The 25,830-nt window shown below is 37.3% G+C and carries 19 protein-coding genes and 1 riboswitch; of the genes, 3 read left to right on the forward strand and 16 right to left on the reverse strand.

Annotated elements, in window-relative coordinates; genetic code table 11:
* Positions 1 to 261: 261 nt before the first annotated feature.
* The 15 genes from I588_RS11715 to I588_RS11780 form a co-directional block, all read right to left on the reverse strand.
* On the reverse strand, positions 262 to 852 hold the full coding sequence (locus I588_RS11715; RefSeq protein WP_010756347.1) for a hypothetical protein: 591 nt from the start codon (positions 850 to 852) through the stop codon (positions 262 to 264).
* A gap of 374 nt (positions 853 to 1,226) precedes the next feature.
* Complete coding sequence (locus I588_RS11720; protein WP_010756346.1) at positions 1,227 to 1,817, reverse strand: hypothetical protein; 591 nt, start codon at positions 1,815 to 1,817, stop codon at positions 1,227 to 1,229.
* Positions 1,818 to 1,999: 182 nt separating this feature from the next.
* On the reverse strand, positions 2,000 to 2,230 hold the full coding sequence (locus I588_RS28205) for a CPCC family cysteine-rich protein (protein WP_211279460.1): 231 nt from the start codon (positions 2,228 to 2,230) through the stop codon (positions 2,000 to 2,002).
* A gap of 32 nt (positions 2,231 to 2,262) precedes the next feature.
* On the reverse strand, positions 2,263 to 2,607 hold the full coding sequence (locus I588_RS11725) for a hypothetical protein (RefSeq protein ID WP_010756345.1): 345 nt from the start codon (positions 2,605 to 2,607) through the stop codon (positions 2,263 to 2,265).
* A gap of 17 nt (positions 2,608 to 2,624) precedes the next feature.
* Positions 2,625 to 3,374: a hypothetical protein gene (locus tag I588_RS11730; RefSeq protein WP_010756344.1), complete on the reverse strand. Its 750-nt coding sequence runs from the start codon at positions 3,372 to 3,374 to the stop codon at positions 2,625 to 2,627.
* A 99-nt stretch (positions 3,375 to 3,473) separates the two neighbouring features.
* Complete coding sequence (locus I588_RS11735) at positions 3,474 to 4,091, reverse strand: hypothetical protein (RefSeq protein ID WP_010756343.1); 618 nt, start codon at positions 4,089 to 4,091, stop codon at positions 3,474 to 3,476.
* A 224-nt stretch (positions 4,092 to 4,315) separates the two neighbouring features.
* Positions 4,316 to 4,876, reverse strand: a complete 561-nt coding sequence (locus I588_RS11740) for an RNA 2'-phosphotransferase (protein ID WP_010756342.1) — start codon at positions 4,874 to 4,876, stop codon at positions 4,316 to 4,318.
* Positions 4,877 to 4,935: 59 nt separating this feature from the next.
* Entirely contained in the window at positions 4,936 to 5,514 is a 579-nt protein-coding gene (locus tag I588_RS11745) for a hypothetical protein (protein ID WP_139244001.1), read from the reverse strand.
* Between the two features lie 352 nt (positions 5,515 to 5,866).
* Positions 5,867 to 6,217: a DUF3969 family protein gene (locus I588_RS11750; protein WP_010756340.1), complete on the reverse strand. Its 351-nt coding sequence runs from the start codon at positions 6,215 to 6,217 to the stop codon at positions 5,867 to 5,869.
* 294 nt (positions 6,218 to 6,511) lie between these two features.
* Positions 6,512 to 6,958, reverse strand: coding sequence for a hypothetical protein (locus I588_RS11755; protein ID WP_010756339.1), 447 nt, complete (start codon positions 6,956 to 6,958; stop codon positions 6,512 to 6,514).
* 250 nt (positions 6,959 to 7,208) lie between these two features.
* Positions 7,209 to 7,691: a hypothetical protein gene (locus I588_RS11760; protein ID WP_010756338.1), complete on the reverse strand. Its 483-nt coding sequence runs from the start codon at positions 7,689 to 7,691 to the stop codon at positions 7,209 to 7,211.
* Between the two features lie 794 nt (positions 7,692 to 8,485).
* Entirely contained in the window at positions 8,486 to 8,872 is a 387-nt protein-coding gene (locus I588_RS11765; protein WP_010756336.1) for a hypothetical protein, read from the reverse strand.
* An 18-nt stretch (positions 8,873 to 8,890) separates the two neighbouring features.
* On the reverse strand, positions 8,891 to 18,226 hold the full coding sequence (locus I588_RS11770) for a DUF6531 domain-containing protein (RefSeq protein WP_010756335.1): 9,336 nt from the start codon (positions 18,224 to 18,226) through the stop codon (positions 8,891 to 8,893).
* A gap of 21 nt (positions 18,227 to 18,247) precedes the next feature.
* Entirely contained in the window at positions 18,248 to 18,895 is a 648-nt protein-coding gene (locus I588_RS11775) for a hypothetical protein (RefSeq protein WP_245569574.1), read from the reverse strand.
* Entirely contained in the window at positions 18,858 to 19,532 is a 675-nt protein-coding gene (locus I588_RS11780) for a class B sortase (protein ID WP_010756333.1), read from the reverse strand. The genes I588_RS11775 and I588_RS11780 overlap by 38 nt, the downstream gene beginning before the upstream one ends.
* Positions 19,533 to 20,336: 804 nt before the next feature.
* A riboswitch (Lysine riboswitch) is annotated at positions 20,337 to 20,513 on the forward strand.
* A gap of 123 nt (positions 20,514 to 20,636) precedes the next feature.
* Here I588_RS11780 and I588_RS11785 point away from each other — a divergent pair.
* Positions 20,637 to 22,238, forward strand: coding sequence for an ABC transporter permease subunit (locus I588_RS11785; RefSeq protein WP_010756332.1), 1,602 nt, complete (start codon positions 20,637 to 20,639; stop codon positions 22,236 to 22,238).
* Positions 22,239 to 22,255: 17 nt separating this feature from the next.
* Positions 22,256 to 22,999, forward strand: coding sequence for an amino acid ABC transporter ATP-binding protein (locus tag I588_RS11790; protein ID WP_010756331.1), 744 nt, complete (start codon positions 22,256 to 22,258; stop codon positions 22,997 to 22,999).
* Positions 23,000 to 23,027: 28 nt separating this feature from the next.
* Here I588_RS11790 and I588_RS11795 read toward each other — a convergent pair whose 3' ends face one another.
* Positions 23,028 to 23,627: a TMEM175 family protein gene (locus I588_RS11795; RefSeq protein ID WP_034692887.1), complete on the reverse strand. Its 600-nt coding sequence runs from the start codon at positions 23,625 to 23,627 to the stop codon at positions 23,028 to 23,030.
* A gap of 166 nt (positions 23,628 to 23,793) precedes the next feature.
* Between I588_RS11795 and I588_RS11800 the strand changes: the two genes are divergently transcribed.
* The gene (locus tag I588_RS11800) at positions 23,794 to 25,302 is read left to right on the forward strand and encodes a helix-turn-helix domain-containing protein (protein ID WP_010756329.1); all 1,509 of its coding nucleotides are present in this window, start codon (positions 23,794 to 23,796) and stop codon (positions 25,300 to 25,302) included.
* Positions 25,303 to 25,830 lie beyond the last annotated feature (528 nt).

Here is a 25,830-nt window from a genome sequence, read left to right on the forward strand (position 1 = left end):
AGCTTCTGAATAAAGTCTATTTATACAGTCTGAATTTGTATGACACAACACGAAAAAACGTAAGTCCTTACGAAAAGGAACTTACGTTTTTTTAATTTCTTATATCTCACCCATTGGCTATTGTTGAGTCTGGCTGTAACGCTTGGTTGGATTTCCAACGATTAGCGAAATCAGAACTAGCATTCAACATTTCTTTTTTCGCTGGTCACTATAATCCGCAAGTGGTTGTATGCTGTGTTCCTGTATCTGCTTTATTTAATATTAATTCCCAAAACCAACATAAGACAGGCATAACCCTGTTTCATTACTAAAGGTAGCCGATAAAGAGCTATTATCGGTCCCACGCCAATAATAGTCTTTGGAATCTTCAGTTTTTTCACACAATACTCCGTCAACTCCGCCAACCCATTCTTTCACTTCATCGTATGTTACACCATCATTTATCTTGGTCTTTAATTCATCTAGATCTTTGACCTTTGTTTTTTGGTTAGTGATATCTTTTACATCATACTCTAATTCAACTTTCTCAACTTTGTTTTCTTCTTTATCAACATCGACAGTGACACCATGACCATCCTCTACATCCCAAAAATATGTAGTGCTGTATTCACTATCATAAGTTATTTCGCCTATGTCACCCATTTTTTCTTCAACCTGTTCTAGTGATTCGCCTACATCAATAGCAGCAAAATAGTCCATATAAGTTAGCTTAACCTTACTTTTTTTACTCTTAGCTGGCGTTGAAGCTTGCGTACTGCTGCTTTCAGAAAGATCATTTTCATTTTTATCGCCACATCCTGAAAATGATAAGGTAATTGCGAGACCAAATACCAAAAATCCAATTTTTTTCATCCTAAATCCCCCAAAATATTTTTACATAAAATATAAACACTCTTTTCATTTTTGTTTTATTTTACGCACAAACAATAATACCACATGGCGATAAACGGTGTAAATATATAAAATAAATGTGGATATCGGAGTAAATATAATTAATTGACTTTTTGCTAAATTTAATAAAGGTGAAATACTTTTTTATTCAATTTCTTCAAAACACACAATTAACTTTTCGTGTGTATCTTTCGTAAAATACGTTGTTTTAGAACTTTTTCGGTTAGTAAAAGATTTTTTACTAATTCAATAATTGAATCTATTTGACAGCTCTATTACTTTAAATGAACGATTTCGAATCACTCTTTTGCCTTCCAATTAGACCCCTCACTATTCTATCCAGCAACAAATGAATTCATCATCTCAGTAATAAGCTCAGCATTCTTTTCAAAGAATGACGGAACTCCGATAAGATTAACAACAATATAGTCTGTATCTGTCTCTAATAAATAGTACTGGACTTCAATCTTTATCCCTTCTGTAATACCAATAAAACTGTATTCGCTTCCCGAATAATGCGCTGTTTGATAATCTGCTTCCGCAGCACTTCCCTCTTCGATTTGAAAGTCCTCCGTTGAAACGATCTGTTCCTTCATGCCATTTTTGAAGGTCTCAAATCCATCTACATCGGTCTTTTTCATCCCGTAAACCATTATTCCCTGCACACCTAATTCTTCTCTGGCACTAAACGGAATAGTTTCCTCTTCTGGTTGAATCGCCCACTTATCCAAGATTTTGATTTTGTAAGGCGTTCCCTCAATTTGAAAAGCGGCCTCTTTTAATTCGATCTTTTTCTCAGAGGAAGAAACTTCCATTACAGCAGTTGATTCTGCAGTGCTTTCTGATTTAGTGGTTTCCTCTGTGCCACCAGAACTACATCCTGCTAAAATACCTGCCATCATTACTAAAACAACCCATTTTTTCATTTTTGCTCTCCTGACATCGTTAGTTTGACACTTTTATAAAATCGTAATTACTGCTTCTACATTTTTAGCTTTCACAAAAATTCTAGTGATTGTTCTCCGGAAGTTCCTCAGGCAATGGCTGCCTAACTTCCTTTTTGTATTCTAAATTGGACACACTAAACATTTTGAAATTTTCCTTTGCCCTATTTAAGACTTATACCATGGTTTGGCCCACCACCATAGTCTGGATCTTCCCTTTGTACTATATCATCTTGCCACCAGCATACAGGACAAATGTCATCACTATCCTCGATCAGAGTGTAATAACCACAACAATGACACCTGTAACGCACAACCTTATCCCCCTTCCATTCTTTATAAACTGCTTGTTTTCCTCCTAGCAGTACTACATATCCAGCTTTATAAATAGGCACTTTACGTGATCGCTTACAAAAGCTCTCACATTTTAAATAATACTAATCTTGAAATCTCTACAGCTAAAACGCAATATATTATGCTCTTCTTCTACTATTGTGTATCGTACATTTTCCAATTGATATGAGCTTATATCGGTAATAGTAAAAATTGTTTTATAAAGCCCTTCTAGTTCGTTTAGCTTCAACTCTTTGATGCCGATAAAATTTGCCACCATTTTTTTATCTCCCATAGTATACGGGTAGCTAAAAAAAGTTATTCTTAGATTAATGGTTATTTCTTCAGCTTCGATAAGCTTGCACATTGATAACGACTCTATATACCCAAACTTCGATTGTTCATTATAGAATTCAAGTATTTTTTCATTTGGTCTCATAGCTTGCATTCTCCTCTTCAATCAACCACTCTAGTTATGTCAATGTATAAGCTGTAATCATAAATATCGAATGTAAATTGGTAACCATTTGAAGTGACCGTACTGGTTTCTCCAGTCTCAAACAAATCATTAAAAGCTCTAAATACTTTGTCATTATCAACTTCGTAATTTAGTATAAATGCTACCATGATAGCTGCTAGTTCTGGTGTTGCTGCTTCCTCTCCAGCAATCATAGATAATCCAAGTAATTTCCCCTCCTGAATATGAACCCAAGTTTGAGCATCATTTTTATCATCGGCAATAAAAGTGCCATCTTTGACTGTACTAGGAAATCTAGTTTCGGCATTTTCACCCATATCGTTGATAGCCTCATTCATCTGATCAGCAAAAGTATCATAGGAATCAATTGGTTCTCTCTTGGGTAATTCGATTTCAACATTAGCTCTTTTTCCATTTTTAAAGATCACCTTGAGCTTCAGCTTTTTATCAGTGATTGATGCTGGAATGCTTAGATCAAAATTTTTCCCATCTATTGTAACTTGATCTCTTGTGCCATCCTCTCTGATGGAAGTTACTGATTTTATCTCAAATTTTGATTCTCCTGTGATGTAATCAGAAAGGCCGCCACTTTGATCTACATGTGTTTCAACAGGAGGAGCTTTCTTTACTGGCATTCCCCTTGGTGGTCTTTTCAGTGAACAGCCACTTAAAATAGCAACCATAAGGAAAAAAATAATCACACATTGCTTCATTCTAAACGCTTTCATGTTAGTAGCCTTTCTTCTTTATATTAGATTCCAAAATGAATAACAAATTTATCTTCAGCTATAGCCGTTTCCAAAATTTGCTTCAACGTATCCCATTCATCACCTACAAAATATTTTGCTTGCTCTGATTCCATTGCCTGCCAAAAAGGCTTCCACCGTTTGAAGTAGTTTTTCAGCAATTTTAGGCGTAATAATGGTTATCCCGTAGTAATTGAATCCTTGTTCTAAATTATCCAGGTTATTACAATACATGTCTACATCCTTGAAAACATCATAGTTATCAAGAATAAATTGATCTTGAATTTTAATGCTTATACTTTTATATTTTCTCGGATCAAGATCATCGGGTACTTCTTTACATAGGACAAAATCATGAATCAATCCTGCTGTCGAAGGACTCCCATCTACGTGAAAAACCTGCTTGCCATTAGAAAGACAGTCTTCTAAAAATGACCTGAATTTCACGTATTCTGGTGAAGTATTACCTTTTAAAACCAGACAATTTTGAAGATATAGGATATCTTCTGCATCAAGTAATGTAACACCTTTACTTAATCCATAATCTGTCTCTTCCGAATAGTATTCCATGAATTTATGCCTACTCAAACAACTTTTTAAGTCCTCTATCAGACGATTCGATATTCGGATAAAATCTTCCTCTTGCACAAAATCAATCTGAAAATTTTCATCGTATTTATAAAATTTGTGATTTAGCATCTGCACCTCCAAATGATTAATAAAGAAACGACCGAAGAGTTTATTCAGCCTTTTCATGTTTTCCACTGACTAATTTTTTCCCAGACTTTTTCAACCCATAAGTTAGAAACTTCGGATAATCGGAAATTTTTAACTCATAACTAGATATAAATTGGAATCAAATTCAATCTAATATACTTACTCTTTCCTGACATCAATGGTCTGTATAGATTGCCGGACTCATTCTATTTTACTTTCAAAACTTCGATAAATTCTGGTGGAATACTATCTGCTAGCCAGACTTTTTCATTTCCCAAATAAAATGTTGTTCCTTTTGCTCTAGCATTTTCGGTATTGATCACTAAAATAATCGGTTGCTTATCTTTTCTTTTTCCAACTAAAGTAGCTGTTTCAATATCTTCGGATAAATGAACATATTGTCGAGACATTGGAGATAAACCCATTGCTTCAATCTTAGGTAAAAACTTATGCGCCGTTCCATGATATAGGTATTTAGGAGGAACAGCCGCTTCCTTTACTATCTTCATTGGAATAGAATGTCCGTATAATGCTCGAATACTATTCCCATTGATTTCATGTCTTTTCTTCTCCGATTTCACAATCATTTTTCTTAAATCATCCAGTCCTACCTCTTGCCATTCAGGAGATTGGTGAAGCGTTTGCATTAGTTGGTCAATTTCCACCCAGCCCTGTTCATCTAATTCCAATTCATATTCCCATGGAGCATGACGCAAGGCATAAGAAACTTCTTTACTCAGTTTTGTATAGTTTATCTCATTAGACATTTTTTCCTCCTTATATCTAACTTTTTTCGAATAGCTGGCCTATTATTTAATTAAACCAACTAATAATCAAGCTTTTTCAAAATAGCACTCACATCATTGTACCAAGCATCTATCGTTTCAATAGCCAACTCTATCCTATCCACCATCTCATAATTCGCCATATATGTTTCAAACGGAACAAAATCCTTATCTGGCTCTGAATAATTGTACTGGTATTGTGGAGATATCTCCAAATATGTTTTTCCTTTGTAAGTATAGATCCAGGTAGCCATTCCAGAAACGGTTTCCCACATTAGAAATGATGACGTTGCATCATCGTCACTAAAGTCTCCCTCGGCTATTTGATAAGCGGTTTTATTCCACCTATATCCAATCCCTTTTTCAAAATAGTTTGATGGTAAATTTTTCTCACCATTCAGGCATTTTTGTAGAACGTTCTTAAACGTACGGATTCCTTCGATCACAAAATCATCAAACAGCTTGATTTTTTTATTTTCAAAATAGTACTCAATTCTCAGCTGAGAAAAATAACCATAATTCTGGGGATCTTCCAATAAAAATTCTATTGCACGATCACTCGTTATCTCGAACTTTCTAAACGTTCTCATCTTTATAGCCTTTCTTTTACCGATCTCCATATGATAGCTAGTTTTGATCAACAAATAGCTGGAGCCCTAGTAATCTTCATTTTTGAGATAGTTAACCACTGTCTATCTATCACTTCTAAACTTTAGTTCAAAACAAAATCCACGCAGTTTTTTAGTAGATGACACATATACATACTTACTATACGTCCCATGAATTAATATCTACTTTTGATACCTGTATTGAGTGCAACTAAACTCTCAGTAAATGCTCTAGATCGTGGCTATCTCTGCATTTATAAGATCTTGTAATAAGTTATCCTACATGAATTATACAACACTGGGGGTAAAGACTTTTTATGTTTTAGAGAATCCAGTCTCAAAATTAGCTGCTAATTCAAATTCCTCACTGATCTTCATTCAACCATTTTCTTTTTATATTAAAGTTAGGATCAAATTCAATACTTTTTAGACGCTCTTTCGCTTTATTTATTAAATAATCTATATTCGAATCCAATCTTTCAGGCCTTAATGACTCTACGTCTTCTAATTCACACGCAAATTCTATAATCTCAACTACTTTTCTATCAATACCTTTTCTATTTAAAATACTTACTGAATATGGGGAAAATAAATATTGTTCACACTCATTAGTTGTTAAAAGTTTAGCTTTTAAAGCTTCTAATAGCCCTATAGTGCAAACCAATACTATCTTATTTGAATCTCCTTCAGTCCTGCTTTTTAGTTCTAAGTCCATCCTTTTCCCTCCTAATAGTCTTTAGCTGTAGTGTGGTATTGGAGAATTTCTGCTTGTTGTTCTTCATTTTGTTGAAATCTTCCAGAAATTGTTTACTAAGTTATCATATCAGCATTTTTTCAAAATTAGAATCTTATGAATGAAGTAATTTTGAGGAGCTACCACAATTGAAAAAAGCAAGATGTACAAAATAGAAACTTTTGTAAACCTTGCTTTTCGTCCTGAGTAATTTTCCACCTATGAATATGAAAAGAAAGCCGAAAATCTCCACTGTCTAAGTATTAGCTTTGGCCTTTAGAGATAAGGTGATTCCATTTCTTCAACGAACAATCCATTTTCGGTTATTTGTGTAATTGATTTTTTCGAAGGTCCACTTGAGCAAATGAACATATAGTAATCATACCCAAAATGGACTTCGATTTCCTTACTCACAAGTTTCGCCCATATATTTTCTCGTAAAATTAATTTCACTGCTAAAGGTACATTACAGTTACTAATTGTCATTCCTTCTTCAAGTAAGTCATACATTTTTTTCAATTCATCAGAAGCTTCTTCACTTTTACTCGGATGGTGATTCTTCTCAAGTTCTTTAATTCTTAAGCTGTCTGTTTTCACTTCACTCATCATACTTTTTACTGCCTCACAATATTTTTCTTCGACAAGTAAGTAATCAGATAAAGTGAATTTTTTATTGTCGTATACTTTTCCAATATCGCTGATAGCAGTCCAATCATCCTTCATATAATTCCCGTTAGAATTTCTATATCGGGGGTTATACTTTGTAATTCTGTAACAATTCATATTAATCCATCATCCTATTCAAATTGGCATCATGAGTAATATTCTTTCTTTTTACTAGTTTCCCTAATGTTAATCCGATTAAACCCCAACTTAAACACCGTTTTGTGCTAATTTGTAAATCGCTAATCTAATATATCTAACGGTACTATCCTTTTATGACATAACACGTATTGAATAGATTTTTTTTGTTTTACAATAACTCAACAAATTTTTCGTAGTTAATCGTTCCATATATAAATTCCGAATCATCTACAATTTGATATTTTGCCAAAAAGACAATTCGGCGAATGGGAGAGCTCTCAATTAGAATTTGCATCGTTTTTAACACGTCTTCTTTATGCTTTTCTCTTAAACAGAAAATATCAATATCAAGTTCATCGGCTGAGTCACACCAAAAAGGATAGAGTTCTCTTAATTTTAGTGGATATCGCTCGCTATAAAGCTCATCGTCAATTTCGCACATATTACATAATTCAAATGAAGACCAATTTTCTTCTTCTTCTGTCAAATAGTACCAAATACCACTTATGGAATTCATGAAATGAAAATATCTGTCATAGTACTTAGGATAAGCATCTTTATTTTTGTTACGAGCATTTACACAAATATTTACAGGTAGTTCTTTTATTTTTTTCTTTTGATTCACACATAAGATATTTAAATCATAAGACATTTCTAACTCTCCTATCTGGTAACCTAAATGCTAGGACATCGTCAATTCAACGAATAAGCCTTTATGACTATTCGTTTCTGAGAGCAAATAATATTTAATCTCATTATCTAAAACTATTCCAGACACCTATATCACCACTATCGCTATCTTGGAAAGTATTTTCTATAACTTCCAGTTATTTATAAGTCCTTTACAAAAAAAGGAGAAGGGAAATTACTTCTCCTAAAATCTGGACTATTATCTAAGTAACAATTGGCTTTCACTTATTAATCAACTAAATAAATATCGAATTTCTTAAGAGACATCACTCCACTGAAAGTTTGAGTTTCTTCACCCCAGTATCCGATTACTCGTTCCACATCATCTTCCCAATGAGATAACCAGCTTATCATTCCAACAAAATTCAATTCTGCGCTTTTAATCCCTGCATTATAGGATTTACATGTTATTTGAAGGAAATTATTGATGATTATACTTTACAATGTCATTGTTCAACCAATCTAAATCTGTCATATAGTCATTCAATGCATTGGGATTCGTAATCACATACGGAAACTCAAACAGGAGGGATATCTCTTTCATAAATGACTCGTCATTTTTTAGACATTCATTTTCAATGTCTGCATTAAAAAAACTACTACTAAGCAGATCATTCTTAGCCTTTTCTTTTTCTGAGTTTGATATTCTAAAAATTTAGTTCTTCATTTTATTCTCCTATCCATAATAGGTCCCTTTTGAATACAATATTATTCCCCAATGTAGCTTTCGCTTATTCTTTCTAAAAAGGAGACTACTTATGGTTTTGGTACCTTTACACTTTCAAAGCTAACATTTCCACATAATATCTTTAAAAATTCAGTTTCGTTGTTGACTGTAAATATTCTTATACAAACTTGACTATCTAATTCGACTGTTGTTATTTTGGTAATGGTGAAGTGACTGAAATTCAACACGTTATTGTTCATTTCATAAAGTTCTTGTGGAATTTCAAAACTTACTTCCGTACAATTTTCAAAGGTTAATTTAATATGCTCTTCGGTTTCTTCTGTAAAATAGTAATCTAAAAGAAGACAAAAATTTACCAGGCTATTATCAAAGTATAAGTTTTCAATGATACTGTCGATAAAATCATAGTCATAAAAAAATTTTTTTATTCTTTGCAATTTGCTTTTTAAGCTCATATAAAGCCCTCCTATAGATTATTTAAAGTAGAAATGTGTCAAATTACGTACTTCTTGTTTATTTGCATTTGATGGGAATTTCCCTGTGTTGTCTAAATAATTTCCTCCCTTATTTTGCACTCTAAAATAGGATTGCCCATTTGAAGGTGACTTATGCACTCTAACAACTTCACCAGTAGAAGGATTTCTTAATATAGTAGCTGGTCCACTTTTCTTTCCCCCGGCTTCAACAGTTTTTTTCCAACCTTGAGATTCAAGTTGATTTATTAATTCGTCTGGCTTATATTTTTTTGCTAAATCAGAAAAATTATCCCCTGTCCATTCTACATTTTTACCAGACCCATTGCCCTTACCTGCATTAGCACTTACTATAATCCCACCAATCCCGAGGACCCCAGTGGCTGTTCTCATAGATATAGTGTCTCCAACAATAACTGCACCATCACCTGCAAAGGTAGTCCTTAAACCCGGAACAGTAAATTCAGGAGCTAACAGAAAAGCCATAAACGTGGAAATTGATAGGATTTCCTTTGCAAACTTTTCTTCGAGCGCGTCCAGATCCTGTAAACCATTGATATGTTGCCTCGCAGCTTCCGGAGCCATCCAAACTGCTTGTCCGCCGTTGTTAACCCAAGGAACTAGATATCGTCCAGCGCTATCTGGTTCCCCTAGAATTCTTTCTAGGCTATCTTTTTCTTTTGGTTTACTAAATCTAATGTTGGTAAGACTAGAAGTCATCGCACAAAAACGTGTTATTGTATTTTGGTAAGCTCTGTTCCAGTTTAGTAGTAGGTTTCGGCCTTCCATAGTTTTTGGTAGTCCTTTATTCCCAGTTGCTTTATTATAAGCAATATTGATCTGTTGCTGGCGATAAACATTTTGTGCAACTTGCTTTACAGCATTCCCAAAACCAAAGCTACTTGAAGATGATTTTCCAGAAATAAAGCTATTGTTATTTCTTACACTTGGATAAGGATTTACTCCAATAAGATACTTGACATTTTCGACAGTTCGTTTGACGCTATTAACAATCCTGTTAGCAACGGACTTCATTGTATTTCCAAACGACTTAACACTAGCAAACATTTTTTTCTTATGCCCAGTCGGATCTGTATAATTAATCGGATTATTCTCAACATAGGTATACCCATTTTGGCTAAGCGGATTGTCTTCTTCCCCTTCGTAACTATCTTGCGTCAGGAAGGTTCCGGTTTGACTATCGTAGTAGCGTGCCCTTAGATAATTATACCCTGTTATGTCTTGTGCTTCACCTGTATAACCATAAGGATTTCCAGTGTCATCTACTTCTTCTGGCATTCCGAATACTGAATAGCTATTCGTGCTATTGAGTTCTCCATCCTGCGTCATGCCTGTCACACTGCCTCTAGCATCCGTCAGGTATTGGTACTCATCTTTTGTTTGTTCATTCTTATAGCTGAGTCGTTCATTCCCATAGGTATAGGTTTCGCGGGCTTTTAGCTCATCATCATAGGTTTGAAGCACTTGCGTATTCTCTTGGTTAACATCATTTACGTAGTTGCGAACTTCGTAATAGTTGTAGCTATCCTCTCGAGTCGTATAAGGAATCAATACTTCCTGTACCTCAGAAGAATAAGTCACTTCGCCTTCACCTGGCAGGTTGCCTAAGCTTGGCGGATTAACAACAATTCCTTCCTCATTTGCCCGATCCTTCGCAATTTTTTGATGATACGCATGTGAGACCGTGTCAAAGACATCCATCCAAAGATTACCCACTGTTTCCGGCAAACTTGAAATTCCTTGAATAACATTCTCGCTAAATCCGTACCAGAAGAGTGAATTTTCTTCCCCATTCGGACTTGTTTTCGGCGATTTTCTGCCACCAGTGTTAGGAACCGTGTTAGACGAAGGGGCCGATTCACCTGAAGAAGATTTCTTCGCATCCTTTTCTTTTCGCTTAAAGAGCTGATAAGCTGTTTCATCTTCTGTTCGGCTAGCAGTAAATACGCGATTGTCATCACCATCATACAGAGCTGCCATCAGGAGACCTTGATTGTCTTTTACCGCAAGCAAGCGATTTTCTGTATCATAGATATAATCTAATACTTCATCGGTACCGCTTTGTTTGATCCGATTACCATTCTTATCGTACTCATAACGGATGGTTTGTTCAGGATTTTCCATACTGATCAATCGATTATTGTCATCATACGTAAAATTAGTCGTTTGTTCTTTCCCATCGATGGTTTCCGTGCTGGTTAGTTTGTTTCCAGCTAGATCATAAGAATATGCGTAGCTGGCTAACTCATTCTTTTTCTTCTTATCAGAGACCGTCATTTGAGCAACTTGACCAAGACTGTCATACTCATAGGTTTGAACGATAGTTTTGCCATCTTGAATAATCGTTTCTTCAGAAACATAATTATCTGCATCGTAAGCGTACTGATAAGAGGCAATTGTTTTTCCTTTCTTATCTTGATGGACGATTTTCTCCACTCGATTATCCAAACGATAACTTAGCGTTGAGACTGTTCCATCCTTACGTTTGATCTTCGTCATGTTTCCTGCTTCGTCGTATTCATAGGTGGTCGTTTTATTGTCACTATCGGTTACCTTTGTTAGTCGATCTAATTCATCGTAGTTGTATTTAACTTCTGATCCATCCGCATAGGTTAGTTTCTCGATATTTCCATAATCATCGTAGTCGTACTTGATTAGACTACCATCACCTTGACGAACACCAGTGATTTCATCTTCTTCATTGTATTCGTAATTCGTCTGACCGGTTAAATCATTCATAGATACCCGACGACCTTCTGCGTCATAAGTATACATGACCGTGCCATCCGATTTTTCTGAATAATTCACCTGCAGAAGCTGATCTAACTTATTGTAATCGTACTTGATCGTTTTCCCGTTGGCTTGCTGAACACTATCCAGTCGATTATCTACATCGTAGGTATACTTCGTCGTATCTCCCAAGCTGTTTACTTTTTCGATTACATTGGATAATTCATCATATTTGTACTTCGTAACTTTGCCATTTCCATTAGTAATTTCAGTTACATTTCCGACCGAATCATAGGCATAACTAGTTTTAGAGGCTTTATCCCCTGTCCCAGTAGTTGCTTCGATTAATTGATCAGCCTTGTCATAACTATAGCTGTTTACCCGCTGTCCACCGGAAGTAACGTTGGTTAGGTTATCATTCCCATCATAAGCAAATTCGTTGAAGGCTCCTTCGCTGGAGGTTACCTTTGTTAGTCGATTGTCTTTATCATAATTGTACGTTGTGATTCGTCCAGCTGTATCTGTCTCAGCGATTAAACGGTCTTCTTCGTCATAACTATTGGTGGCTACTTGTCCTAATGGATTAACGGTTTCTGTAAGATTCCCATTTGGATCGTATTTGTAGGTTTCTTTGCGTTTGCCATTAATTGTTCTTGTGGTTAATTGTCCCACAGGATCATACTCGTAAGCTGTTTGGCGACCGGTTGGCTGAGTCACTGTTTCCAAGCGATCTAACACATCATAGCTATAATTTGTTTTTATACCGCTAGGGCTTACTGCTTCAACTAAGTTTCCAGCATCATCGTAGTCAAAAGTAGTGGTTAAATCAGCAGGATCAGTGGTGGTAAGCAGTCGTCCAGCTTCATCATAGGTGTACTTGGTGGTACGTTTGGATTGATCTTCTTGCTGAATCAAATTGCCAGACACATCATAGCTATAGCTTTGAGACAATCCTTGAGGCGCGGTCTGTTGACTTAGTCGTCCAAGCTTGTCATAGGCATAACTGTATTTTGCGCCATTTGGCAAGGTACGATTGGTCGCCTGTCCATAGAGATCGTTCTCGTAGGTTGTCTGGTTCCCGTTTTCATCGGTTTCCGACAAAAGACTGCCCGTTTGGTCATAGGTATATTCACTTACACCACCAGTTGGTTTTGTAACACTTGCCAGACGGTTCATTTCGTCATAGGTATAGCTGGTCGTATTTCCTTCTCCACTTGTTTCTGTCAGTGGATTGCCCAGATTGTCATACGAATAACTCTGTACAGCTCCTGTTGGACTAACCTTCTCCATTAGACGATTCAACGGATCATATTTTAGTGCCGTTGTATTTTCTTTGGCATCTGTATAAAGAATTAAGTTTTGATTGGCATCGTATCCGTAGTTGGTTTTTTCACCATTTTCATCGGTAATGCTCGATACATTTCCCAGTACGTCATATGTGTAGGTAATGACTCCTCCGGCTGGATTCGTTTCTGTCACAATTTGATTAATATCATCATAAGTGTAGGAGGTTACCCGTCCTTTCGCATCCGTTGCTTCTTTCAGATTGCCATTTTTATCGTAGCTGTACGTCGTTAGTTTTCCTTCGACATCTGTCGAGGTTAACATATTCCCCATATCATCATAGGTGAAGGCTTCACTTGTTTTATCGGCATATTCTACCTTGATTAAGTTGCCTTGAGTGTCATATGCATACGTAGTGGTTTCACCTAGACTATTAGTTTCTGTGAGACGTTTGCCGTGATTATTGTAGGTATATGTCTCATCTAATCCTTGATTGTCCTTCACATGAACCACTCGATCACTTGTATCATATTCGTACTCAGTGACTAAACCGTTCGAATGTGTTTCTTTCACCAAACGGTCAAGAGCATCGTAGCTGTTGGTTAAGGTTGTCCCATCCGGTTTTTCAATTTTTTCTGTTTGAGCGGTTGGGGTGTAGGATAGCTTGTAAACATTCCCATTCTCATCTGTGATAGCTGTTGGATAACCAAGTTCGTTATAGGAATAAGTTTTTTGGTTGCCAAGAGCATCTGTGGAACTGGTTATTTGTTCTATCTGATTATAGGAATAGGTTGTTTTATTTCCTAATCCATCCGTTACAATTGCTGGCAGATTGTGACCGTTATACGCAGTGCTGGTTGTGTAACCTGCTGCATCAGTAACACTCGCCTGGTTGCCATTACCATCATAAGAAATCGATGATTTGTTCCCAAGTGCGTCGGTAATTGTTTCCAATGCGCCGCCTTTTGTATACGTATAAGAAGTTTTCTTCCCTCGAGCATCAGTGAAAGATAAAATATTTCCCATTGAATCATAGGTGTACGTATTTATTTCTTGGTTGGGATGAGTCACTTGAGTTACATTTCCCAATGAGTCATAGGTATAGCTGGTAGTTCGTCCGTCTACTGTTTCACTTAGCTTGTTACCATTAGCATCATACTCATAAGTAGAGACTACTCCAGCCTCATCAGTACTCTTAATCACTTGGCCTAGATCATCATATTCCATGATCACTTGGGTTCCATCAGGATGTTCCGTTTTAATGAGATTACCGGAGGCATCATAGGTATTGCTGGTTAACTGATTCAACGGGTCCGTAATAGTTGCAATTTGATTAGCTACTTCATCATAGGTGTAGGTAGTAGTACTTCCTGCTTCATTAGTGTCGCTCAGCAATCGTCCTAGTGGATCTCTTTGATAAGTCAACGTTTGACTGGCAGCATCGGTTTCACTTAATAAACGGTTCCGCTGATCATAGACATAAGTGGTGCTATTCCCTTCAGCATCGGTCATTTGGATTCTATTGCCGACACCATCATAGACATATGAATAGCTGCCTCCTTCACCGTTAGTCTTCGTTAAAGGATTTCCGACAGCATTATAGGTATAACTCGAAGTAAAACCATTCCCATCAGTTTGAGCGATCACTTGACCAGCGCCGTCAAAGGTATACGAGGTCTTCTGTCCATCTGGTGTAGTTTCACTGGTTTTCCGTCCCTCATTATCATAGGTCAGCGTTGTGACTCCACCTAAAGGATTCGTCATACTAACTGGAAGACCATGAGAATTATAGTCAATAGTTGTTGTTCCTTTAAGGGGATTCACTATTTTATTTAGGAATGCCCCAGAATAACCATAAGATGTTGTATTTCCTTCAGAATCGGTTGTGCTAGTTACACGTCCTTGTTTATCTACTTCAAAAGCTGTACTCGGGCGATCATTGATTTGAATAGCTTTTAAATTACCAGAGCCATCGTACGTATAAAGGGTTTTCTTGCCGTCGAAGTCAACTTCACTGGTAATATGATTTTTTGCATCATAGGTTGCTTGTTTTACAGCACCATCAAATCGTGTTTCAGTTAGGATATTTCCATTGTCATCGTAGGTATAGCTAGTGGTCTGACCTGCTTCATTTGTCTCACTCATCAGCCGGTTAGCTGCATCATAGGTGTTAGAGACACTTGTTCCATCCGGATAATCGATTCCTGTTGTCCTGTATTGCTTATCATAATGATAGGTGGTACTATTTCCATTCCCATCCGTTGTAAATGTTTGCCCATTACTATACTCAAGAGTAGAAACTGCGCCTGTGCCATCTACCTGTTTTACGACACGGCCCTCTTTGTCATATGTGTTTTCAATAATCTTAGTGCCATTTCCATCATACCAAGCAGTCATCAGGCCTTCTTTGTTGTACTCATAACGAGTTTTTACACCTGTTGAATCAGTAAAACCAGTCAAATGTCCATTGTCATCATATTCATAGGTTAATTTGGACCCATTAGGCACAGTAATACTTCCGATATACCCTTCTTCGTTCATAGAAACATTGTAAAGAGCTCCTGTAGGATCAGTGATTGCTGTTAATTGTGCATTCTTATTATAATCAAGCTTAGTAACGTTCCCTTTTTCGTCTTTCTGACTCGCTAGAAGACCAAAATAATTAAAGATTTTTTCTTGATTTTCACTATCTGTAATATGGTATTCTTTGACAGTATATTTTTCATTGCCATTGCCAAAATCGGCTTCTTTTGTTTCTTTGTCTTTCACTGACAGAGTTAAGTCGTAACCTTCAGGCGCCACATACTTGTTGCCCTCTTTTTTAAACTTTAAGATACTGCCATCGGTCCGCGTATAATAAAGATTGCCTTTTTCATCACTGGTTACCTGCTCGTTGTAAGCAAACGACCATCCTCGACCAAAGAGACTATTATAATCTGCCCCTTTTGAATTGTATGAACGGGTTATCTCGAAGTCGCTAGTAAAACTCGGAATCGATACATCTGTACGATCTAGATAAAAATTCCCAGTATTAAGGTTGATTGGTTCAAATCCAAACTCACAATGCAGCCCTCGCCCCATTAATAAGCTGTCAATATCTTCTTTTGTTCCATCAGATAGCTTTGGTGGATTATAGGGCTTATCTGCATTCTTTTTCGGATTACGAATAAAGAGTGTATTATTACTCAAAAGGAGCATATCCTGCACACGGTTATCATAAACAATTTGTGCCAACGGAACGCCATAATAAGCCGCTATTTTAGGCAGAGTATCATATTGAGTAACCTTATAAACAACGAATTTTTCGCTATTCTTCTTTCCGCTGCTATTTCCATCCTTTTTACTCTCAGCGTCTATCGTATAAACTTTATTAAAATCAGGACTAGTAAACGGGATCCCAGTTTGCCAATTGGATAATTTATCTCTATATTTAGTTGTTCCCTTTGGAAAATATGAATCAAACAAGCTTGAATTAGGATACTTGTAGGAGTAACTTGCATAAGACTGCCCACTATAGCTCTTTCCTGCATCACTCAATTCGTAATCGACAATCGCTCCGGGAGTAGTTAACCCGTCTGAAAACACCCCTTGAAATTGCAGCTTCCCGCTTTTGTCTGTTAGCATCATGGAGCGAAGTGCAACAGAAGTATCCTTAAGTGGATAATTTGCATCAACCGGATCCGGAATCGACCAATTAATCGTCATACTTGGTCGTTTGTCCGGAGTGAAGTCTACCTGTCCTGGGCCACCAGTTGAATAAGTTGTGTAGAAGGCTCCACCATAATCATTTTCATTCGTTGCTTGTACAACGATTCCATAGTTTGGACTTGTTCCTTGAACCCAGCTGTTTACCGCATCTCGAATATCAAAACTATGCATTCCATGCTTTGCTGGACTAATCGCATTTTCACCTGTGGGTTCTTGCGATAAACCTACAGAATTATCCCAGGTTAATGCGTTAATATCAAAATCCTGAGTAAGCTTGTAGCTGGAAAACGTTGCATTGGTTTGAGGATACTGGATATATTGGTACAAATTATAGGTAGCATTATCGATTTTTGCTTCTTTCGGAATCTTCGAAAAATCATAATTTACTTTGGTATAGATTCTGGTACGACCTACGTCCTTGGCATTCCATATACCAGTCATCGCTTGTGTAATATATCCAACATACCCATAGCCACGTCCCTGATAGGTTCCATGAACAGAACTGGTTACCGTATCAATCAGGTTTTCAGTCGGAACTGTTACTGTAGGATCGATTCGAACAGGATATGCTCGATTCGTGTCCTTAAGCCATTCTTCACTTGCATCAATTGTTAGTTCATACTTATCTTTTTGTTCTTTTAAGCTTAACTGAATCTCATCACTCGTTTCCCCAGCACTATCGATCATTACAGGAGCAGACAATACAAACAGAACTTCCTTTTTTCCTTTTCTGGTAATAATGACCTGATTGTTTTCTACAGTTGCTGAGTATTTATCAGAAGAAAAATGGTAAGTAAACTGATGCTTCTCTCGCCATTCCTCCAAAATAATTTCTTCTTTGACGCCATTATCAGTAATTGTATACTGGACATCATCTGCTTCATCGACATTGTTGTACAAAAGAGCATTTTCTTTTACTGTGGCATTTTCGTAGGTCATATCTTTAGGAATTAACTCTAGCGTATCTTCTCCTTTAGAAACTTGAATCCCTTGATTTTTATCTACTTTACTAGGCAGCACAACATCTACTGGACTGCTGTTAGGTTTAAAGACTGTTTCATCACTTTGATTATCGGTTATCAGACTTAAATCAACAGGTGTTTCCGTCCCCTCGTCATCTTTGTATGTTTTTACATCTCCGCTAATATAAGTGATGAAATGTGTTTCATCCACTTTATAAATTTGTTCTTGTCCATCTACTAAGATCGGTTCGCCATACTTTTCTCTTAAGGCTTCTTCTTCGATACTATTCTTTTTCTCTTCTACTTCGGGTAAGCGAACCTCATAGTCTTTGGGTTCTTCATCTTTATTTTCCGTTGGCTCTTCCGGTTGGGTTTTACCTTCCTCTTCCGACTGCTCACTAGAAGACTGACCTGTTTCCTTTACCTCTTCAGTAGAAGGAACCTCAACTGAATTTCCTGCATCAGGAACAACAGATTCTTGAACACTTTCAATCGTATCCTTGTAATAATTTTCTGCCTTGCTTTGATCAACGGCTTCTTTAATATCCTCTGCATATGCAATAGGCATACTTCCCATCAGCAAGCTGACCAGCGTGACATACTTAACAAAATTTCCTACTATTTTCTTCATACCATTACCCCTAACAAAATTTTAAGATCGGATTAATTCCTTATAAACAACTCCTATTGCAATTACTAAGTCAGCAACAAACATCGCTAACGAACCCATCGTTGGAAAAGTCAGACTAATCCCTATAGATATACTTAATAGTAGAAAGACACCCAGTAACATTTTCTTTAATGATGGATTTTTCCAATTAAAAGGTTCTTCTAGCAGAAGAGTGAGACAATAATAGATAAAAACAAACCGAAAAACTCCTTGTATATAAGTGGTTACAACCCAAATGAAGCTTTTCACCCATTCATAGCTCATGGACGTAGACCGATAAATCCCCTCTCCGATTAAACCAAGGACAACTCCAGAGATCAGAATCAGCAGTACGTAATTTCTAAGTGCTATACGTGTCTTATCCTTAAAAGAAACGCGTTTATAAAACTGGTAAAACAAAAACAGCAACAGGCCTAAGCCTACACTTATCGTCAAAACACCTAAAATATAAAATAGATTGGCCTTTCTGCTAGCATTAAACATAGAAATCAGCAGCTCATTTAAAAACAAGTAGCTGCCCATTCCATAAAGCATTAAGCCTAAAACATACATAAAAAAATAGCGTTTTTTTGGTGCTATCGCTAATTGATTTTTAAACTGGTTTTCTTTCTCTTTCAATCGCGTGAACAACAAATCTTCTCCCCCCATCTTTCGCATCACAAGTAGATAATATTAATAGCCTGTCAGTAGGTTTTCTCTTTAATTCACAATAATTCCCACCTAGCTCTACAGAAAGCTCTTTGATTTTTCCAAAATAAGCGTTTACGTTAGTTTTATTCTCTAGCTGAAACGTATGATAGATATGTTCATCGGTAAAACTGTATGCCGCAAAAACCTCATAAGAAATCTTTTCCTGCTGTGTTTGGACGGTTACTCGTGTATTTTTGTTAAAAAATTCAGAATCGGCAAAGTATGATAGTGTGCCAAACATAGTCCCATCCTGTGTGGCATGACCATAAATAATAGTTGCCAAATCATTAAAATCCTTTGCATTTACTCGTTCTGTAAAAATTGCGCCATAGATCGATTCGTTATGATCGATATCATGGCTAAGATAGTAGCTGTCATCAGTTGGATGCTGGGCAACAGGATAATCAATATTCGTACCGTCAACGTGTAGATACGCATAAACCTCTTTGTCATTGCTTAGAGAACTAAGCGTTTTTTCCGAAGCGGCCTCCATTGACAACTCATTTAAGTGAGTCAGTTTAGCCCAACAGAGACATAGAATACCTAGTATTAAAATAAAAGTAAGGAATCGCTTCAATTAATCACCTCTCCTTCAAATCTTATTCGCGAAGAAACTTGAAGCTCGTACTTCGCTTCAAGTCATATTGTCATTCACAGCAAAAATACTGCAGCCGATTTTCCAAACGAAAAAAGACATTCCAAATACCAACAAACTTAACCTACTCACCGCTTTCAATTCACCCACTTACGCACAAAATAATCTTTGCAAGGAATATCCATCCCTATGCTCTTTTGTTTCCCTAATAGAGTACGAGTTACTTACTTGATAATCTCTAAAGTATTTACTCAAGCATGAATTCATTTTTCTCACCAGAATTGCCAGACAGGTCTTCTCCCACAAAAATAGCAAATCCATAACAAAAATGACATATTAATAAAAGTATAAAATATTTATATATAAGAGAAGGCTTTTTATCATAAAAGACTCTTTTTAGTTCATAATCGGCCTTTTAGAGAGGTTTTATCAGGTTGATCTTCAGGTGAATCCAGGTAAATCTTAGAGAAGAAAATAAAGGAGAGAAGTTTCATCTACAAAAAAAACAATATATAAACAAGTTATATATAACTTAAAGAATTTATTCAGTTTTTTTAGCACTTGTATAACTCTAGACATTATCTGTCGTAAAATCAGCCCTAGCAAAAAAACTTTGTGTTACTAGTTTCTTGAAAAGCTGCTTTTAAACAAACATTTTTCCAGAAAAAAAGCCTGAATTCCAGTCTGTTTTAAATAACCCGCGTTTTCTATTTCCTTTCCATTGACATTTGAGAAACAAGCCTTTAGACTATAATTTACAATAACTGAATACGAGATGCCTCAAATCAATGAGGTAGAGGTCGCGAAGCTTATTAATCCTGTGGAGTGCAAGAGACATGAAGAAGCAGGTCTAGGAAGTTTCGCCGAAATGTACAGAATTCTCTTTTTGTTCTGTATGTTGGGACGCAAGCGAATAACTTGCGGACTGTCTTAGCAGTGATGCTAAGTTGCGCTATGTTTTGTGAGAGGGACATCTTCTTATAGTTGCAAGCGGCCTTTGTTTTCTGGCGGCTTTTTTCTTTTTGCTGGATTTACTTCGCAAGGACAGGCACCCATCTCGTTTATCATAATAAAGGGGAGAAAAACATGAACAAAAAGTATTTTTCAGTTATCGCATTTATTGCTTTATTTGTTTCATTTTTAGGTCTGCCGCTCGTGTCACATGCAGATGATAAAACACCAGAAGGAGAATTACGGGTCGGCATGGAGGCGGGTTATGCTCCGTTTAACTGGACACAAAAGGATGATCGCAATGGTGCGGTTCCAATCCAAGGAGATAAATCCTATGCTGGTGGTTACGATGTTGAGATCGCCAAAAGAATTGCTGACAAAATGAACCGTAAGCTGGTAATTGTTAAGACTGAGTGGGACGGCCTATTGCCTGCTTTGCAATCAGGTAAAATTGATGCCGTTATTGCAGGGATGTCTCCTACAGAGGAACGACGCAAGGAAGTCGATTTCTCAGATGAATATTACGAATCTCAGCTAGTTATCATTACCCGCAAGGATTCAAAATATGCCAAAGCTAAGTCATTAGAAGATTTTTCCGGCGCAAAAATTACTGGTCAATTGAGTACCTTCCATTATAGTGTAATTGATCAGATCCCTAACGTAGACAAGCAGCAAGCGATGGATAATTTCCCAGCCATGCGGGTAGCCTTAGAATCTGGTACCATTGATGGTTATGTGGGTGAACGTCCTGAGGGGGTCACTGTTGAATCGGTCAATCCCGACTTGAAAATGGTGGAATTCCCAGAGGGTCAAGGCTTCCAAAACAACCCTGAAGATGTTCAAGTGTCTGTTGGGATGCGTAAAGGTGATCCGCTATTAGCTGAAGTGAATCAAATCCTGAGTGAAATTCCGGCGGATGAACGTACGGACATTATGGACCAAGCAGTGAAAAATCAACCTGCCAATGAAGAGGTTGCGACTAACGAAGACGGCAGCCAAGAAAATGTCTTTGTTCGTATTTTGAAACAAAACGGTATGATGTTCTTACGAGGAACTGGTATGACCCTGCTATTGGCAATTGTTGGTACAACTGTTGGTACTGGTATCGGCTTGTTAATCGGAGTCTTCCGTACGATACCTGAATCAAAAAATAGCGCCAAACGCGGGATGCAAAAGGTATTTGGCTGGCTGCTGAATGCGTATATCGAAATCTTCCGCGGTACACCAATGATCGTTCAATCCGCCGTTATCTACTACGGAATTGCGATGGCTTTCGGAATCGACTTGAACCGAACTGCAGCTGCTTTGTTCATTGTTTCTATTAACACCGGGGCTTACATGTCTGAAATTGTCCGTGGCGGTATTTATGCAGTGGATAAAGGTCAGTTTGAAGCGGCTCATGCAATTGGGATGACGCACGGTCAAACGATGAGCAAGGTTGTATTGCCACAGGTTTTACGAAACATTTTACCGGCAACTGGTAATGAATTGGTTATCAATATCAAGGATACTTCTGTTTTGAGTATTATTTCTGTTTCTGAGTTGTTCTTCCAAGGGAAATCGGCAGCCGGAACGAACTACATGTTCTTCCAAACTTATTTCATTATCTGTGTGATTTACTTTGTCTTAACCTTCTCAGCCACTCGCCTGCTGCGCCTTGTTGAGAAGAAAATGGATGGCCCAGATGCTTACGCACGTTTAGAAGAAACGGACGTTGCGGTTGAAGCAGATAAATAATTATAGGAGGTATTCTTATGGACAGCATTATTCAAATCGAACACTTGAAAAAAAGCTTTGGCGATAACCTCGTCTTAAAAGATATTAATATGAACGTAAATAAAGGCGAAGTTGTGACGATTATCGGCGCCTCTGGTTCTGGTAAATCAACATTCTTGCGCTGCATTAATTTACTGGAAACCCCAACTGACGGCAAAATCCTTTATAAAGGAGAAAACGTCTTAGCGGATGGCTATAATCTGCCAAAATATCGTACACACTTAGGCATGGTTTTCCAATCCTTCAATCTGTTTAACAATATGAATGTTTTACAAAACTGTATGAGCGGCCAATTAACCGTCTTGAAGCGCAACGAAGAGGAAGCGCGCAAGGTAGCCATTGAAAATTTAGAAAAGGTTGGCATGTCGCGTTTCATTGATGCGAAACCAGCCCAACTATCTGGCGGACAAAAGCAGCGGGTAGCAATTGCCCGAGCGTTGTCCATGAATCCTGAGGTAATGCTGTTTGATGAACCAACCTCAGCGCTAGACCCAGAAATGGTTGGTGATGTGTTAAGCATCATGAAAAACTTGGCAGAATCTGGTTTAACCATGGTTGTGGTAACCCACGAAATGGCCTTTGCCAAAGAAGTTTCTGATCGGGTTATCTTCATGGATCAAGGGTTGATCGCTGAAGAAGGCTCACCAGAGGACATCTTCGTTCGACCAAAGGAAGCCCGCACCAAAGAATTCCTGCGTCGTGTACTTCATCCAGAACCATAAAGTGCGAAAAGGAGCTTGATCATTTTGATCAGGCTCCTTTTTTTGCAGGAAAAATTTTATGATAATACTCGTCGGCCTTTCGGTAAGACACTACCCACAAAGCAGATACTAAGAAGCGTCCCAGCATGCCAACTGCTGGATAGATGAACACTCCTACCAGTAGAATCAAATTAATAATCATTGATAAGCGGCTGCGCTTGTCTCGACTTAAAACCTTCACAACGTGACTGTTCGCATCGTTGGCTTGAATCACTTTCTTTGAAAAGATGCCAAACGAAAAACTCCACATCCCATAAACGACAACATACGCCAATTCAGGCCAAAACTGATTGGGATTGCGTCCTACCCAGCTGGTGACAGCCGGACACAGGGTCAACCAAAACAGCCAGAAAATATTGGCCCAAATTACCCCATAATTAATTTTTTCTGTCATTTGCATGACTCGATGGTGATTTACCCAAATCACCGCAACGAAAATGAAGCTGACCACATAGGCCAACAACGTGTTGAATATGCTGTAAAGCGAGGCAAACGTTGGTGGATCTGGAATCTGAATGTCCAGAACTAAGACGGTCAAAACAATCGCCACCACTCCATCGGTGAATGCCTCCAGCCTTGATTTTGTCATGTTTATCACCTTCAACCACAGCATACACGAAAAACTCATTTTCTGCATAAATTTGATCTTTTATCTGCCTCCGTATCTATAAACTGACAGTTTTTAACAAATAAAGTACAATGTAGACAAGTATCTGCCGAATTTCGGCCACCAAACTTGTAAAGGAGGAAATAAGATGCTTTATGAAGAATTGATGTTTGATTCATCGCTCCTTCTACGTTTTAAAATTTTCCATTATTTAAATCAATCCAGTATGCAAATCTTTCCCATCAGCCAATTATCTGATGAAATGGATTTGAATTACCAGCAAACCGTCATTGAATTAACTGAAATTGACCAAGAATTAAAAGATATCCATCCAGAACACGAAAGTATTATGTTACGGGCCGGAAAGATTAACTTAGAAAATATTTCTGCTACCCTTGATGAATATCGGTACCACTTATTGAAGCAATCAGTCCCTTTTCAATTTATTCTGTATTTTTTGAATGAAGAATCTCCAACGATTAAAAGTTTTTGCGATAAGTATTTTGTCAGCCGCTCTACTGTTTCTCGTAAAATTGATCGGTTGAAACGCTACTTAAAAACCTTCAATTTACGTTTTACTTACACGGAGGCAGGAATGTCTGGAGATGAACGTCTCATTCGAATTGCCCTTTTTGATATTTTATGGTTAGGAACTCGGGGGTTAGATTATCCGCTGAATGTTAATCAACAATTGGTGGATCAAGCGGTTGAAGCCTTTCAATCTTATTTTCCGCTGTCTCGTACATATTTTGGCGTACGGGAATTGCGTTTATTCGCGGGAATTTCCTTAATACGTCTAAACAAACAACATTTTACTAAATACGATGCGCGCTACAATTTCTTAATGAAGGACAATCCTTATTATGATTTCGCTTCTCTCGGAAAATTAATTGACGTGCAGCTAACTACTAGACAATTAAAGGGTGAATCCAGCTTCATTTATTTTCTCGCTCATTATGCGCCGTTCTACACGATTCGTGATGACAACAGCTTGAAACAAACCATTCATGATTTTGACGCTCGCCCGAATCCAGTGAATGACTTTGTCAATGAATTCCGCCGGTTTGGCAAAAAGACACTATTTCCAGATAAACCAGAAATTTTAGATGACCCATTGATTATTGGCAATCTGTTAAATATTACCTTTGCCTATTATGTTTTCCGTCAACCATTTCCAAATATCATGAGTATGGTACTGAAGTCAAATCAAGAACAGACCCAGGGCGAACATGTCTTGGAGCAAAATATTATGAGCTTTATGCAAACCGCCGGTGAAAATCCTGATTATCAGTTTATACGTTCTGTTCGTGTACTTTTAGGTAAATCCTTTAAGCATTTACTAATGCCTAGCTTCAATCAATTTCCTTATGCTCAGAATTTGAAGCTTGGTATCGCCATCGAACACAATGCTATGTTTGTTCGCGAGCTGTATCACTTTTTAGACGACCTGCGTTTTGTTCAAGCAGAGCCTTATGACGCTTCCTTGAAGGAGGATTATGATTTAATCATCAGCTCCTCCACGCTGCTAAAAAATGAAAATTCAATGCTGCCAATCTATGTTCTCGATCATAACTATAGAGAAAAAGAATTGATTCCTTTATATATGAAGCTGCGAGAAATTTATGGTCAAAAAAATCGCGCCAAATCAAAGGCGTAATAATTCGTTAAGGAAAAAGAGAAATCCTGCGAACAAAATTCATCGATTTCCTATTCTTTGATCATAGTTCTGTCACATTTAGCTTGTATTATATAAGCATACCAACAAACAACCCTAACACTTTTTCATTTTTTAACTCCTTGCCTGCCGGCCACCCACCGGCAGGCTTTCTTTTTACCAGTCCAACTTTTCGCAGTTTTGTATGGAGCGAAAATAATTTAGTAATTAAACAGCTATGCATTGGCCGTGCTGTTTAGTTGGATGGTATGCGTACGAAAATAAAACTCATTTTTCATGTTCTTAGAAAAATGATTCCCTTACTTGTGAGTTAGCTGCCAGTCCAACTTTTCGCAGCTATATTTAGTAAAAAATCCTTTATCAACATTTACACAAGTCGATTGTTCAACCTGTTTAGTTGGATAATCGCGTACGAAACTCTTTTCTCTGCGGTTTATTGATCCAATAGAAAAAATCAATTTAAACTTATTTGATAGTTTTTTTTGACTGTCTATTTGATATTGAGTTTAT

The sequence above is a fragment of the Enterococcus pallens ATCC BAA-351 genome (assembly GCF_000407485.1).
Taxonomy (GTDB): domain Bacteria; phylum Bacillota; class Bacilli; order Lactobacillales; family Enterococcaceae; genus Enterococcus_A; species Enterococcus_A pallens.

Coding starts and splice junctions, on each gene's coding strand:
- I588_RS11800 (WP_010756329.1), top strand. CDS start 23,794: ATGCTTTATGAAGAATTGATGTTTGATTCATCGCTCCTTCTACGTTTT.
- I588_RS11760 (WP_010756338.1), bottom strand. CDS start 7,691: ATGTCTTATGATTTAAATATCTTATGTGTGAATCAAAAGAAAAAAATA.
- I588_RS11730 (WP_010756344.1), bottom strand. CDS start 3,374: ATGAAAGCGTTTAGAATGAAGCAATGTGTGATTATTTTTTTCCTTATG.
- I588_RS11715 (WP_010756347.1), bottom strand. CDS start 852: ATGAAAAAAATTGGATTTTTGGTATTTGGTCTCGCAATTACCTTATCA.
- I588_RS11740 (WP_010756342.1), bottom strand. CDS start 4,876: ATGTCTAATGAGATAAACTATACAAAACTGAGTAAAGAAGTTTCTTAT.
- I588_RS11735 (WP_010756343.1), bottom strand. CDS start 4,091: ATGCTAAATCACAAATTTTATAAATACGATGAAAATTTTCAGATTGAT.
- I588_RS11750 (WP_010756340.1), bottom strand. CDS start 6,217: ATGGACTTAGAACTAAAAAGCAGGACTGAAGGAGATTCAAATAAGATA.
- I588_RS11790 (WP_010756331.1), top strand. CDS start 22,256: ATGGACAGCATTATTCAAATCGAACACTTGAAAAAAAGCTTTGGCGAT.
- I588_RS11720 (WP_010756346.1), bottom strand. CDS start 1,817: ATGAAAAAATGGGTTGTTTTAGTAATGATGGCAGGTATTTTAGCAGGA.
- I588_RS11765 (WP_010756336.1), bottom strand. CDS start 8,872: ATGAGCTTAAAAAGCAAATTGCAAAGAATAAAAAAATTTTTTTATGAC.
- I588_RS11770 (WP_010756335.1), bottom strand. CDS start 18,226: ATGAAGAAAATAGTAGGAAATTTTGTTAAGTATGTCACGCTGGTCAGC.
- I588_RS11795 (WP_034692887.1), bottom strand. CDS start 23,627: ATGACAAAATCAAGGCTGGAGGCATTCACCGATGGAGTGGTGGCGATT.
- I588_RS11725 (WP_010756345.1), bottom strand. CDS start 2,607: ATGAGACCAAATGAAAAAATACTTGAATTCTATAATGAACAATCGAAG.
- I588_RS11745 (WP_139244001.1), bottom strand. CDS start 5,514: ATGGAGATCGGTAAAAGAAAGGCTATAAAGATGAGAACGTTTAGAAAG.
- I588_RS11755 (WP_010756339.1), bottom strand. CDS start 6,958: ATGAAGGATGATTGGACTGCTATCAGCGATATTGGAAAAGTATACGAC.
- I588_RS11785 (WP_010756332.1), top strand. CDS start 20,637: ATGAACAAAAAGTATTTTTCAGTTATCGCATTTATTGCTTTATTTGTT.